This window comes from Streptomyces sp. NPDC002328 (assembly GCF_042890065.1).
Classification (GTDB): Bacteria; Actinomycetota; Actinomycetes; order Streptomycetales; family Streptomycetaceae; genus Streptomyces.
Genome location: NZ_JBIARQ010000003.1, coordinates 183,534 through 196,788 on the forward strand (window position 1 = coordinate 183,534; position 13,255 = coordinate 196,788).

Consider the following 13,255-nt stretch of genomic DNA (forward strand, 5'->3'; position numbering starts at 1 on the left):
CCCGTCCCCACGGAACCCTCACCGGCGGTCTGTGCGCGCCGCGCTCGCGGCGGCGGATCGTCGTGCCGCGCGAGCGCGCCGCGTCAGGCGATCAGGCGCGGACCAGTTCCCGGTCCTCGTCCTTCGGTCCGCCCTGGGTGCGCAGGGCCTCGCCCTCGATGTCCACGTTGGGCAGGGCGCGGTCCAGCCACCTCGGCAGCCACCAGGCCTTCTTGCCGAGCAGGGCGAGGACGGCGGGGACGATGGCCATGCGGACGACGAACGCGTCGAAGAAGACCGCGATGGCCAGGCCGAAGCCGATCATCTTGACCATCGACTCGGAGGATCCGATGAACCCGGCGAACACCGCCATCATGATCACCGCGGCGGCGGTGACCACCCTCGCGCCGTGCCGGAAGCCGGTGACGACGGCCTGGCCGGGGCTCTCCCCGTGGACGTACGCCTCCCGCATGCGGGTCACGAGGAAGACCTCGTAGTCCATCGCGAGGCCGAAGACCACGCCGACCATGAAGATCGGCATCATCGACATGACCGGTCCGGTCTCCTCGACGCCCATCAGGCCGGACAGCCAGCCCCACTGGAAGACCGCGACGACGGCGCCGAGCGCGGCCAGCACGCTGAGCAGGAAGCCGAGGGCCGCCTTCAGCGGGACCAGGATCGAGCGGAACACCACGATGAGCAGGAGGAACGCCAGGCCGACGACCAGGATCAGATACGGGACCAGCGCGTCGTTCATCTTCTGCGAGATGTCGATGTTCATCGCCGTCGACCCGGTGACCAGCACCTCGGCGTCCGTGTCGGCCTTGATCCGCGCGCCCGTGTCACGGATGGCGTGGACCAGGTTCTCCGTCGTGACCGAGGAGGGCTTGGAGTCGGGGACGACGGTGATGGTCGCCGTGTCGCCGGCCTTGTTGGGGGCGGCCGGGGTGACCGTGTCGACGCCGTCGAGCTTCTTGATCTCGTCGCCGACCTCGGTGAACACGGCCTGCGGGTCGTCGCTGGCCTTGGCGTCGACGACCATCAGCAGCGGGCCGTTGAAGCCGGGGCCGAAGCCCTCGGAGAGCAGGTCGTAGGCGCGGCGCTGGGTGGTGGAGGTGGGCTGGGATCCGTCGTCGGGGAGGCCCAGTTCGAGCGAGGCGGCCGGGACGGCCGCGGCGCCGAGGCCGATCACGCCGAGGAGGAGGACGGCGACCGGGCGGCGGACCACGAAACTCGCCCAGCGGGTGCCCATGTTGGGCTTCGCGGCCTTCTCGGCGGACCTGGGCCGGCCGCCGCCGAGCAGCTTGCTCTTCTCGCCCGACGGGCGGACCCTGCGGCCGGCGTAGCCGAGGAGGGCCGGGATCATGGTGAGGGCGATGAGGACGGCGATGGCGACCGTGCCCGCCGCCGCGACGCCCATCTTCGTCAGCATCGGGATGTTGACGACGGAGAGGCCGACGAGGGCGATGACGACGGTCAGGCCGGCGAAGACGACGGCGGAGCCCGCGGTGCCGACGGCGCGGCCGGCGGCGTCCTCGCGGGAGCGGCCCTCGGCGAGTTCGCCCCGGTAGCGGGAGACGATGAACAGCGCGTAGTCGATGCCGACGGCGAGGCCGATCATCGAGGCCAGCGTGGACGTGGTGGAGCCGAGGTCCAGGGTGGCGGCGAGCGCGGTGATCGAGGAGACGCCGATGCCCACGCCGATGACCGCCGTCAGCAGGGGCAGGCCCGCCGCGAGCAGGGAGCCGAAAGTGATGACGAGGACGACCGCGGCGACGGCGAGGCCGATGATCTCGGTGGTGCCGGTCTCGGGGGTGGCCTGGAGGGCGTCACCGCCGATCTCGACGGTCAGGCCCGCGTCCTGCGCCTCCTTCGCGGCCTCCTTGAGCGAGTCGCGCGAGGACTCCTCCAGCTCCATGCCGGAGACGTCGTACTTCACGGAGGCGTAGGCGATCGTGCCGTCCTCGCTGACGGCCTTGGCCTTGTAGGGGTCGGCGACGGAGGAGACCTCGGAGCCGTCGGACAAGTCCCCGACGGTCTTCTCGACGATCGCCTTGTTGGCGGCGTCGGTCATCTTCTCGCCCTCCGGGGCCTTGAAGACGACCCGGGCGGTGGCGCCGTCGGCGCTCATCCCGGGGAAGCGCTGCTCCAGCAGGTCGAAAGCTTTCTGCGCTTCCGTGCCGGGGATGGAGAAGGACGTGTTTCCGGCGGTGGGCGCGGAGGCGGCGCCGACGCCCGCGAGCGTCAGCAGCGCCACCCAGATCAGGGCGACGAAGTGGCGTCGCCTGAAGGCGAGCCGGCCGAGTTTGTAGAGGAACGTGGCCACGGAGGCGTTCTCCCGGTCAGGTCGTGGTCGGCGGGGCCGGTGCCGGCGATCCCGGCCGGGAATCCGGCACGGGCCCCGAGGGCAGGGGTGACCAACCCAGCGGGGAGGCAGGGGTGATCGGCCCGACGACGTGAGCGGTGACGTCAGGATGGGCGGACCGCGGGGACGGTCGGTGGGGAGGGTCAGACGGGCGGTGCGCCGAGGGCGGGGAGCACCACGGCGTCCGTGTACGACAGGAGGTAGGCCTGGGTCGGCGGCTGGTCGTCGAGGAGCGCGCGGGTGGCGAACGCCCCGACCAGCATGGGTACCAGGAAGTCGAGCGCGGGGCAGTCCGCGCGGATCTCGCCCCGGTCGACGGCCCGTTGCAGGACGCGCCGGAACGCGGCCATCTCGGGTTCGAGCAGCTGCTCGCGGAACGCCTGGCGGAGCTCGGCGTCGTGGTGGATCGCCATGGCGACGCCCCGCATCAGCGCGGTGTTGCGCTCCATGGTGCAGTCGTCCTCGCGGGTCACCAGGGCGTGCATGTCGCCCCGCAGCGAGCCGGTGTCGATCTCGTCGGCCGGCCCCGGCTTGTCGTGCCGCAGCGCCTTGACGACCAGCTCGGCCTTGCCGCCCCACTGGCGGTAGAGCGTCGCCTTGCTGGACCGGGTGCGGGCGGCCACGGCGTCCATGGTGAGGGCGTCGTAGCCGACCTCGCGGAGCAGGTCGAGCACGGCGCCGTACAGCTCGGCCTCGCGCTCGGGGGTGATCCGACTGCGACGCACGGTTGCGGTCTCAGTCATCTCGCTCGCCTCCTGCTCCGGGCGCCGCTGCGGAGAGCCCTCCGAACGACACGGTTTCGTACAGGACGAGAGTAGCGCAGCTCTCTTGCGAAACGAAACTGTTTCGTACGTGCTGTGGGTCACGCGGGCGGTGTCGCGGGTCACGCGGGCGGCGGACCGGGACACGCCGTGACACCTCGCCCCTCTTCGGCACGAGTTGCCCGGGTTCATCCGGAGGAAAAGCATGGGGAGGTGACCTATCTGCGCCTGCCGCACCTCAGCGGTGACCTCCTGTGCTTCGTGGCCGAGGACGACCTCTGGCTGGCCCCCCTCGACGGGCCGGGCCGCGCCTGGCGGCTCACCGTCGACCGCACCAAGGCCGGGCACCCCCGCTTCTCGCCCGACGGCCGCCAGGTCGCGTACACGAGCTGGCGCAGTCTGGTGCCCGAGATCCACCTGGTCCCGGTGGACGGGGGCCCGGGGCGGCGGCTGACGTACTGGGGGAGCCTCGACACCCAGGTGTGCGGCTGGACGCCACCGGACGCGGACGGGAACACCGACATCCTCGCCGTCGCCTCCCACGGCCAGCCCTTCTCCCACTTCACCTGGGCCTACAAGGTCTCCCTTGACGGCGACCCCGGCCGCAAGCTGCCCTGGGGGCCCGTCTCCGACCTCCAGTGCGCCGACGTAGACGGTGAGCGCCGGACCCTGCTCCTCACCGGCGCCCCGCCGCACGAGCCGGCCTCCTGGAAGCGCTACCGGGGCGGGGCCATGGGCCGGCTCTGGCTGCACGGGCGGCGGCTGCTGCCCGACCTCGGCGGCCATCTCCACTCGCCCATGTTCGCCGGCGGACGGATCGCGTTCCTCTCCGACCACGAGGGCGTCGGCAACCTCTACTCCTGCGCCCACGACGGCTCCGACCTGCGCCGGCACACCGACCACGACGCCTTCTACGCCCGGCACGCCTCCAGCGACGGCGACCGGGTCGTCTACCAGTGCGCCGGGGACCTGTGGATCGTCGACGACCTGTCCGCCGGCTCCCGGCCGCGCCGGCTCGACGTACGGCTCGGCGGGCCGCGCGCGGGGCGGCGGCCGTACCAGATCCCGGCGGCCCAGCACGTGGACGGGATGTCGGTGGACGAGACCGGGCGGGCCGGCGCGGTCGTGGTGCGCGGCAGCCTGTACTGGCTGACGCACCGGGACGGCCCCGCGCGCACCATCACCGACACTCCCGGGGTACGGGTCCGGCTGCCGGAGATGCTCGGCTCGGGCGGACAGGTCGCCTATGTGACCGACGCGGAGGGCGAGGACGCCGTCGAGATCGCCTTCCTGCCGCGCGCCAGCGGGGACCGGGAGCCGAGGCGGCTGGCCTCCGGGAAGCTCGGGCGGGTGCTGGAGCTGGTGGCCGACCCGGACGGCGAACGGCTCGCCCTCGCCTCCCACGACGGACGGCTGCTGCTCCTGGACCCCGGCGAGGACTCCGACGGCGAGGTCACCGAGCTGATCCGGTCGGTCAACGGGCCCGTGCGCGACCTCGCGTTCTCCCCGGACGGGGCCTGGCTCACCTGGTCGCACCCGGGGATCGGGCGGTCCCTGCGGCAGATCAAGATGGCGCGCATCGCCGGGCTCGCGAAGGGCGAGCGGCTGATCGTCGACGTGACCAACGGGCGGTTCGAGGACGAGAACCCGGTCTTCACCCGGGACGGCCGCTACCTCGCGTTCCTGTCCTGGCGCGGCTTCGACCCCGTCTACGACGTGCACACCGGGGACCTGTCCTTCCCGCTGGGCTGCCGCCCCTACCTGGTGCCGCTGTCCTCCGCGACGCCCTCCCCGTTCGCGCTGAGCCCCGAGGGCCGGCCGGCCGCCGGGGGACTCGATCCGCTGGACGACGACGAGGGCGGCGAGGGCGACGGGACGGTCACCGTGGAGGTGGAGGGGCTGGAGAACCGGGTGACGCCGTTCCCGGTCCCCGCCTCCAAGTACTCGGCTCTGCATCCGGTCGCGGGCGGCGGACTGGTGTGGCTGCGCTGGCCGATCTCGGGCGCGCTGGGCGAGACCTTCGCCAACCCGGACGACACCAGCGGGCGGCCGACGCTGGAGTACTTCACCATCAGCAAGGCGAAGAAGTCCGAACTCGTCGGCCATCTCGACTGGTTCGCGGTGAGCGGGGACGGCTCCCGGCTGGTCGTCGTCGACGAGGGCGAGCTGCGGGCGACGCCCTCCACGGAGTCCGGCGACCTCGACACCACGGTCTGGATCGACCTGCGGCGCATCCTGCACGAGGTGGACCCCGGCGCGGAGTGGCGGCAGGCCTACGAGGAGGCCGGGCGGCTGATCCGCGCCTACTTCTGGGACCCGGGGATGTGCGGGATCGACTGGGACGCGGTGCTGGAGCAGTACCGGCCGCTGGTCGAACGGGTCGCCTCCCCCGACGAGTTCGCCGACCTGCTCCGCGAGGTGCTCGGCGAACTGGGCACCTCGCACGCCTACGTCACCGCCGCCCGCCGCAACGAGGGCCCGCCGCACTACCAACGCCGGCAGGGCCTGCTGGGCGCGAACTTCGTCCGCCGCGACGGCGGTTGGGCGGTCGCCCGCATCCTCCCCGGCGACTCCTCCGACTCCAAGGCCCGCTCCCCCCTGGCCGGCACCGGCATCCGGGAGGGCTCCCTCCTCACCCACGTGGACGGCCGCCCGGTGCACCCGGTGACGGGCCCGTTCCCCCTGCTCGCGGGGGCGGGGGGCTCGACGGTGGAACTCACGTTCAGCTCGGGGGAGGGCGAGGGGAACGGCGGGGGCGGGAAGCGGCGCGTCGCCGTCGTGCCGCTCGTGGACGAGCGGCCGCTGCGGTATCAGGACTGGGTGGCCAAACGGCGTGAAGTGGTGCGGCAGTTGAGCGACGGGCGGTGCGGCTATCTGCACATCCCCGACATGGGCGGCTCCGGCTGGGCCCAGTTCAACCGCGACCTGCGCATGGAGATGTCCCGGCCCGCGCTGCTCGTGGACGTGCGCGGCAACGCGGGCGGGCACATCAGCGAACTGGTGGTGGAGAAGCTCACGCGCACGATCCTCGGCTGGGACCTGACCCGGGACGCCCAGCCGGTGTCGTACGCCTCCAACGCGCCCCGCGGGCCGGTGGTCGCGCTCGCCGACGAGGCCACCTCCTCCGACGGCGACATGATCACCGCCGCCTTCAAGCTGCTGGAGCTCGGCCCCGTCGTCGGCCAGCGCACCTGGGGCGGCGTCGTCGGCATGACCGGCCGGCACCGGCTCGGCGACGGCACCGTCATCACCGTCCCCATGAACGCGGCCTGGTTCGACGCCTACGGTTGGTCCGTCGAGAACCACGGCGTCGCCCCCGACCTGGAGGCCCTGCGCACCCCGCTGGACTGGGCGGAGGGCCGCTACGCCCAGCTCGACGACGCCGTGCGCCTCGCCCTGGACCTCCTGGAGACCAACCCCCCGGCCTCGCCCCCGGACCACAGCGACATCCCGGACCGCTCCCGCCCTAAGCTGCCGCCGCGCGCGTCAGGGGCGTGAGGCGGGGGCGGGCCGGCCGGTCGCGGCCTGGGTGAAGTTCGCGGCGGCCACCACCTCGGGCCTGCGCACATACCCGCCGACGCTCTCCACCCGGACCACGAGAGCCAGCGGCTTCGTCGTGTCGTACGCCTTGGCCAGACCGCGGATCTCGCCCCGGCCGAAGAGCTGCGTCGCGCCCGAGGTCGCCAGCAGGGCGCAGCCCGCGATCATCACGAGACGGCTCTGCGGGGCGAACGGGTTGCGGGCCAGCACGACGACGGCGTGGTCGACGATCGTCGTCCCGTCGTCGTCCGACGACTCGCGGTACACCTCCCCCTCGCCCCCGCCCTCGTCCACGGCGACGATGGCGTACCCGTCCGGGGAACGCCGGAACGCGTACGGGGCGTTCACCTGGTCGGCCAGCAGCCGCCAGACGCCGTTGCCGACCGGACCGCCGATCACCACCAGGTTCTCCTCGGCGTCCGACGCCATGGCGAAGACGCCGGCCCTGACCGTGGTCACCTCATGCAACCGCAGTTCCTGCGACAGGAACTGACGGATGCTCATCGCCGCCAGCGCGTCCGCCGCGGGGATCTTCGGGAAGGACGCCGACGCGTTGCGCGACTCGCTGACGATCACCACCGTCCGCCGGGAGCGGTCCAACCGCCATACCCGCGCGGCCGGTTGGCGCGTCCGGTAGTGGTGGACGAGGTTGCGCCCGAGCCAGCCGACGAGGAACGCCAGGAACGAGGCGACGAGGTTGACCGTCAGGTCCTGCTGCACGACCGGCTCCCCCGCCCCTCGGCTGCGCTACGACGAGCAGTCTGCCGCAGCCGGTCCGGGCGTGAGAAGGGGTGCCCCCCGTCGGGGACACCCCTTCGTTCAGCGGCGGGCTGTGCGAAACGGCCCTGACCGCCGAGGAGTTGAGATCAGGCGCTCGGCTCAGACCTCGTAGTCGCGGTCGAACCGGTCCTGCTCCTCGCGCTCACGCTCACGCGGCGTGCGCTGCGGGTCCTCCTCGTGGCCACGCTGACGGCCGCGCTGCTGGCCCTGCTCCTTGGCCTGGTCCATCTTCTCCTTGGCCTGGTTCTGCCACTGCTCGGCCTGGTCCTTCATCTTGTCCTTCATACCCATGTGGGTTCACTCCCATTGGAGGGTGAGGGGAATCGGCCCTCGATCGGGCCTCGACCAGATTCACACGGGAGGACAACGCTCGCATTTCGATCAACTACGGTGCGTGATACGCGCAGCCCGGGCCTGCTCGTCGGCCGCGCCGCCCGCTCCCATCAGGCCCGTCCGCACCCCCTGGAGCCGCCCCGCGAAGCGCCTCATCTCCCGCCGGCCGACCGTCCCGATGACGCCGGGCAGGTAGCCGCGCACCCCCTGCATCCCGCGCAGCCACCACTGCCCGTACACATGGGCGGATCGGCGCTCGACGCCGTCGACGAGCCGGTCGACGGCCGGGCCCAGCGGGTAGGTCTTGTTCGCCGGCCAGGGCAGCCGCTGCCTCAACTCCCGCATCACGTCGTCCTGATCGGCCCCGCGCACCATGTCGGTGTCGGTCCAGGACAGGTAACCCACCCCGACCCGCACGCCCTTGTGGCCGACCTCGGCGCGCAGGCTGTGCGCGTACGCCTCCACGCCCGACTTGGACGCGCAGTACGCCGTCATCATCGGCGCCGGGGTGATCGCGGCGAGCGAGGCGATCTGGAGGAGGTAGCCGCGGCTCTCCGTCAGCGCCGGCAGGAAGGCGCGGGCGGTGACCGCCGAGCCTATGAGGTTCACCTCGATGACCCGCCGCCAGGCCTGCGGGTCGGAGTCGGCGAAGGGACCGCCGGCGGCGACGCCCGCGTTGGCGACCACGACGTCCACCTTCCCGAAGCGCTCCTTCACCTCCCCGGCGACGCGGACCATCGCGTCGTGGTCGGTGACGTCGGCGTGCCAGTGCCCGCTGTCGCCGTGCAGCCGCTCGGCGACCTGCTTGAGCTCGTCCGGCTCCAGCCCGACCAGCGCGATGCTCGCGCCCCGGGCGGACAGTTTGCGGGCGAGGAGCTCCCCGACGCCGCGGGCGGCCCCGGTGACCACCACGACCTGCCCTTCGAGACCCACCTTGCTCATGCGCTCTCCTCGATCTGCGGTGCGGGGGTGACGGACGGCGACTCGGCGTGCGCGGCGGCCAGTTCACGGATCCGCGCGGTCACCAGGTCCGGCGACTCGACCGGGGTCATGTGGCCGACGCCGGGGAGTTCGGTCAGGCCGACGCAGTCCGGCAGCGCCTCGGCGAGCCGGCGTGCGTGGACCGGCGGCGTCAGACGGTCGGCGGCGCCCACGAGCACCGCCGTCGGCGCCCTCAACTCCCTGACACCGTGGTCGAGATCGAGCAGGTCCAGGACGTTCGACCAGGAGTGCCGCACCCGGCGCGGGCAGGCGTGCACGATCCTGGCGCACGCCTCCACCATGTGCGGGGCCGAACCGGCGCCCATCGTGGCGTACTTGAGGATCCGCCGGGCGATCGGCGTGACCGGGCCGAGCGGGGCCCGCGAGCCGAGGATGTGTCCGGTGAGCCAGGTCCGCAGCCGGCCGGGGCGCAGGGGCAGCACGGTCGACTCGGCCACCAGCCGCGAACTGCCCGTGCTGCACAGCAGGACGGCCGCCGTGTGGGCCCGGAAGGCGGGCCGCGAGGAGGCGGCCATGATCGTCATCCCGCCCATCGAGTGCCCGACGACCACCGCCCGCTCGCCGGGCGCGAGGGTGGCCTCCAGCACGGCTTCGAGGTCGTCGGCGAGGGCGTCCGTGCTGCACGCGGGGCTCGCCGGGGTCCGCCCATGGCCGCGCTGGTCGTAGGCGATCACCTTGTGGTCGACGGCGAGGGCACGGATCTGAGCCGCCCAGAAGGCGGTGGAACAGGTCCAGCCGTGCGCGAGGACGACGGCGGGGGCGGCGGGGGGTGTGCCGGGGGCGGCGTCCGTGCCGGGGCCGGGGGCGGCGCCTGGAGCGGCACCGGCATCCCTGCCCGTGCCGGGGCCGTGCACCTCCACGTGGAGGGTGGTGCCGTCGGCGGAGGTGGCGGTGAGGACACGGGTGGGGGCGGGCGGCTCGTAGAGATCACGGAGAACGCCCGGAACCACACTCACGCACTCACCTCCGCAACCCCGGAACCACTCGCGCCCGCCGCCCCGACGCCCGGCGCTTCCGCCACGCCGGCCTTCGTCGCACCGTCCGCCCCGACGCTGGACGCGTCCGCCAAGTCGGCCTCCATCGCGCCCGCCGACCCGACACCCGACGCTTCCGCAGCACCAGAACTGCTCGCGGCCGCCAACCTCGCAGCCGGCGCGTCCGCCGCGCCGGCCTTCGTCGCGGCGGCGGCACCCGCGCCCGCCGCTGCCGCCGCCCCGGCGCTGGGCGCGTCCGCCGAGGCGGCCTTCGTCGCGCCCGCAGCCGCGAGACCCGCCGCGCCGACACCCGCCGCGGACGTCCGCAGTACCTCGTACTCCGCGAGGTCCACTCGGCGGGTGGCGCGGCGGAACTCGGACGTCGTGCCCGGCCAGATGGTGGTGTTGCGGCCGGCCGCGTCCAGGTACCAGCTGGTGCAGCCGCCCGTGTTCCACACCGTGCGCCGCATCCGGTCCTGCACCCGCCGGTTCCAGGCGTGCACGGCGCTCGGGCGGGCGTCGAGGGCGGCGCGGACGCCCGGACCGCCGAGGACGTCGAGCTGGCGGAGGTAGTCGGCCATGTAGTTCAGCTGGGACTCGATCATGAGGATCATGGAGGAGTTCCCGAGGCCGGTGTTGGGCCCGATGATCGTCATCCAGTTGGGGAAGCCGGCCGCGCTCGCGCCGCGCAGGGCCTCCATGCCGCCCTTCCAGCTCTCGGCGAGCGTCCGCCCGTCCGCGCCGACGACCCGGTCGGCGATGGGCATGTCCGTGACGTGGAAGCCGGTGCCGAAGACGATCGCGTCGACCTCGGCCTGACTGCCGTCGGCGGCGACCAGGGTGGAGCCGCGGACCTCGCGCAGCCCGGCGGCGACGACGTCGACGTTGGGGCGGGTGATCGCCGGGTAGTACTCGCTGGACAGCAGGATCCGCTTGCAGCCGATGCGGTAGTCGGGGGTGAGCTTGGCCCGCAGGGCCGGGTCCTTCACCGCGCGGGCCATGTTGCGCCGGGCGAGTTGCTCGACGAACCCGAGTTCGTTCGGGTGCTTGGTGAAGGCCTGCACCTGGAGCTCCCGGATGCCCCACAGCAGCCCGCGCCGGGCCTGCGCGGTGACAGGCAGCCGCCGGTGCAGCCAGCGCTCCGGGCCGGTGATGGCCCGGTCGACGCGGGGCATCACCCACGGCGGGGTGCGCTGGAAGAGGGTGAGCCGGCCGACCTTCGGCTGGATGGCGGGCACGATCTGGATGGCGGAGGCCCCGGTGCCGACCATGGCGACCCGCTTGCCCGTGAGGTCGTAGTCGTGGTCCCAGCGGGCGGAGTGGAAGACCTTGCCGGGGAAGGAGTCCAGACCGGGGATGTCGGGGGTCTTCGGGTCGGACAGCGGACCGGTCGCGGAGACCACGACGTCCGCCGACAAACTTCCGCTCGCGGTCTCGATGTCCCACCGCAGCCGCTCGGCGTCCCAGGTCATCCGCTTCACCTCGGAGTCGAAGCGCAGATGCGGGCGCAGCCCGAAGACGTCCGTGACGTGCTCCAGGTAGGCGCGGATGTGCTCCTGCCCGGAGAAGGTGCGCGGCCACTCGGGGTTGGGCGCGAAGGAGAACGAGTAGAGGTGGGAGGGGACGTCGCACGCGCACCCGGGGTAGCTGTTGTCCCGCCAGGTGCCGCCGACGCCGCCGGCCCGCTCCAGCACGACGAAGTCGGTGATCCCCTCTTTTCGCAGCCGCACGGCCGCCCCGAGTCCGCCGAACCCCGATCCGATCACCGCCACCCGCACATGGACGTGCTCGGTCATCCCGACGCCTCCTGCCTCAACGCGACGTTGCCAGTGAACACTGGCGCAATGGGAGCGTAGAGCAGCCGCGTACTGATGGGTAGGGGCCGTGCGGGGGACGTTTTCCCCGGGCCGGCAGCGGATCGCCTCGTCCCGCGTCAGCGGCCACCGCCGCGGGCGCCGACCGTACGACATAGGCTTCCGGCGTGACGGACAAGCGGGAATACCGGACGGAGGAGCTGGCCAGGGAGGCCGGCATCACGGTGCGCACGCTGCGCTTCTACCGCGAGCGCAAACTGCTCGCGCCGCCCCGCCGCGAGGGCCGTATCGCCTGGTACGACGACCATCACCTGGCCCGTCTGCGCACCATCGCGGCCCTGCTGGACCGCGGCCACACCCTCAACGGCATCGCCGAACTCGCCGACGCCCTCGACCACGGCCGGGACGTCGCCGACCTGCTGGGCGTCAGCGGGCCCACCGAGGAGGAGCCGGTCCGCCTCACCCCCGAGGAGCTCGCCGCCCGTTTCGAGGGCCAGGTCACCCCGGAGAACCTCGCCGCCGCCCTCGACCTCGGCTATCTCGGCACCGACGGCGACGAGATCGTCCACATCAGCCGGCGGCTGCTGGACGTCTCCGCCGCCCTGGTCCGCGAGGGCATCCCGCTCGCCGCGGTCCTCGCGGCGGGGTCCCGCGTCCGCGAGCACGCCGACGCCCTGGCCGACCTCTTCTCCGACCTGGTCCTGCGCCACGCCACCGAGAACGACCTGCCCCGGCTGCGGCCGCTGGCCCGGAGCGTGGTGGAGGCGGAACTGTCCCTGGCCCTGGACCGGCGACTGCGCGAACGTGGCCATGACGCGACGGCGGCGGCGAACGCACCGGGCGGACCGGCCGCGCAGGACGCGCAGGACGCCGGCTAGAGGTCGTACACCACGGTCACCGGCGCGTGGTCCGACCAGCGTTCGCCGTGCGTGGCCGCCCGCTCCACGAAGCCCTTGACGGCCTTCCCGGCGAGACCGGGCGTCGCCACATGCAGGTCGATACGCCATCCCGTGTCGTTGTCGAACGCCCGCCCCCGGTACGACCACCACGAGTACGGCCCGGCGACGTCCGGGTGCAGGGCGCGGACGACGTCGACGTAGCCGCCCGCCTCCGGCGTGAACACCTGCGTCAGCCAGTCCCGTTCCTCCGGCAGGAAGCCCGAGTTCTTGGTGTTGGAGCGCCAGTTCTTCAGGTCGGCCTGCTGGTGGGCGATGTTCCAGTCGCCGCAGACCACGACCTCGCGGCCGTCGGCGGCGGCGCGTTCGCGGAGGTCCTTGAGGTAGGCGAGGAACTCGTCCATGAAGCGGACCTTCTCGTCCTGGCGGTCGGTGCCGACCTCGCCGGACGGGAGGTAGAGGGAGGCGACCGTCACACCGGGCAGATCGGCCTCGACGTAGCGGCCGGCGGCGTCGAACTCGGCCGAGCCGAAGCCGACGCGGACGGCGTCGGGCTCGCGGCGGGTGTAGAGGGAGACGCCGGCGCGGCCCTTGGCGGCGGCGGGGGCGTGCGTGACGTGCCAGCCCTCGGGGGCGCGGACCTCGTCGGGCAGCTGCTTCGCCTCGGCGCGCACCTCCTGGAGGCACAGCACGTCGGCGGAGGTCCCGGCGAGCCACTCCACGAAGCCCTTCTTCGCGGCGGCACGCAGCCCATTCACGTTCACGGAGGTCACGGTCAGCACCCGGGCACGATACCGGCACACTGGACCCC

10 protein-coding genes are annotated in these 13,255 nt (G+C 73.0%); 2 read left to right on the forward strand and 8 right to left on the reverse strand.

The features are described from left to right. Window positions 1-91: 91 nt before the first annotated feature. Both ACFYX4_RS10525 and ACFYX4_RS10530 read right to left on the reverse strand, forming a co-directional pair. The gene (locus ACFYX4_RS10525; protein ID WP_389329147.1) at window positions 92-2,305 is read right to left on the reverse strand and encodes an MMPL family transporter; all 2,214 of its coding nucleotides are present in this window, start codon (window positions 2,303-2,305) and stop codon (window positions 92-94) included. 182 nt (window positions 2,306-2,487) lie between these two features. After that, the gene (locus ACFYX4_RS10530; protein ID WP_389329150.1) at window positions 2,488-3,087 is read right to left on the reverse strand and encodes a TetR/AcrR family transcriptional regulator; all 600 of its coding nucleotides are present in this window, start codon (window positions 3,085-3,087) and stop codon (window positions 2,488-2,490) included. A gap of 231 nt (window positions 3,088-3,318) precedes the next feature. On the opposite strand from ACFYX4_RS10530, the gene ACFYX4_RS10535 reads away from it, so the two are divergent. After that, window positions 3,319-6,603, forward strand: coding sequence for a S41 family peptidase (locus ACFYX4_RS10535; RefSeq protein ID WP_389329153.1), 3,285 nt, complete (start codon window positions 3,319-3,321; stop codon window positions 6,601-6,603). On the opposite strand, the gene ACFYX4_RS10540 is transcribed toward ACFYX4_RS10535, so the two are convergent. The 5 genes from ACFYX4_RS10540 to ACFYX4_RS10560 all read right to left on the reverse strand — a co-directional run bounded on the left by ACFYX4_RS10540 (window position 6,592) and on the right by ACFYX4_RS10560 (window position 11,530). After that, on the reverse strand, window positions 6,592-7,365 hold the full coding sequence (locus tag ACFYX4_RS10540) for a hypothetical protein (protein ID WP_389329156.1): 774 nt from the start codon (window positions 7,363-7,365) through the stop codon (window positions 6,592-6,594). The genes ACFYX4_RS10535 and ACFYX4_RS10540 overlap by 12 nt on opposite strands. 159 nt (window positions 7,366-7,524) lie before the next feature. Continuing rightward, window positions 7,525-7,716, reverse strand: a complete 192-nt coding sequence (locus ACFYX4_RS10545) for a hypothetical protein (RefSeq protein ID WP_389329159.1) — start codon at window positions 7,714-7,716, stop codon at window positions 7,525-7,527. Between the two features lie 90 nt (window positions 7,717-7,806). Further along, window positions 7,807-8,700: an SDR family oxidoreductase gene (locus tag ACFYX4_RS10550; RefSeq protein WP_389329162.1), complete on the reverse strand. Its 894-nt coding sequence runs from the start codon at window positions 8,698-8,700 to the stop codon at window positions 7,807-7,809. Next, complete coding sequence (locus ACFYX4_RS10555; RefSeq protein WP_389329164.1) at window positions 8,697-9,716, reverse strand: alpha/beta fold hydrolase; 1,020 nt, start codon at window positions 9,714-9,716, stop codon at window positions 8,697-8,699. The genes ACFYX4_RS10550 and ACFYX4_RS10555 overlap by 4 nt, the downstream gene beginning before the upstream one ends. Then, window positions 9,713-11,530, reverse strand: coding sequence for a flavin-containing monooxygenase (locus tag ACFYX4_RS10560; protein ID WP_389329167.1), 1,818 nt, complete (start codon window positions 11,528-11,530; stop codon window positions 9,713-9,715). The genes ACFYX4_RS10555 and ACFYX4_RS10560 overlap by 4 nt, the downstream gene beginning before the upstream one ends. A 185-nt stretch (window positions 11,531-11,715) precedes the next feature. Here ACFYX4_RS10560 and ACFYX4_RS10565 point away from each other — a divergent pair, with 185 nt between their 5' ends. Then, entirely contained in the window at window positions 11,716-12,426 is a 711-nt protein-coding gene (locus ACFYX4_RS10565) for a MerR family transcriptional regulator (RefSeq protein WP_389329170.1), read from the forward strand. Here the strand turns inward: ACFYX4_RS10565 and ACFYX4_RS10570 are convergent. After that, entirely contained in the window at window positions 12,423-13,226 is an 804-nt protein-coding gene (locus ACFYX4_RS10570) for an exodeoxyribonuclease III (protein ID WP_389329172.1), read from the reverse strand. The two genes, ACFYX4_RS10565 and ACFYX4_RS10570, sit on opposite strands and share 4 nt — an antisense overlap. Window positions 13,227-13,255 lie beyond the last annotated feature (29 nt).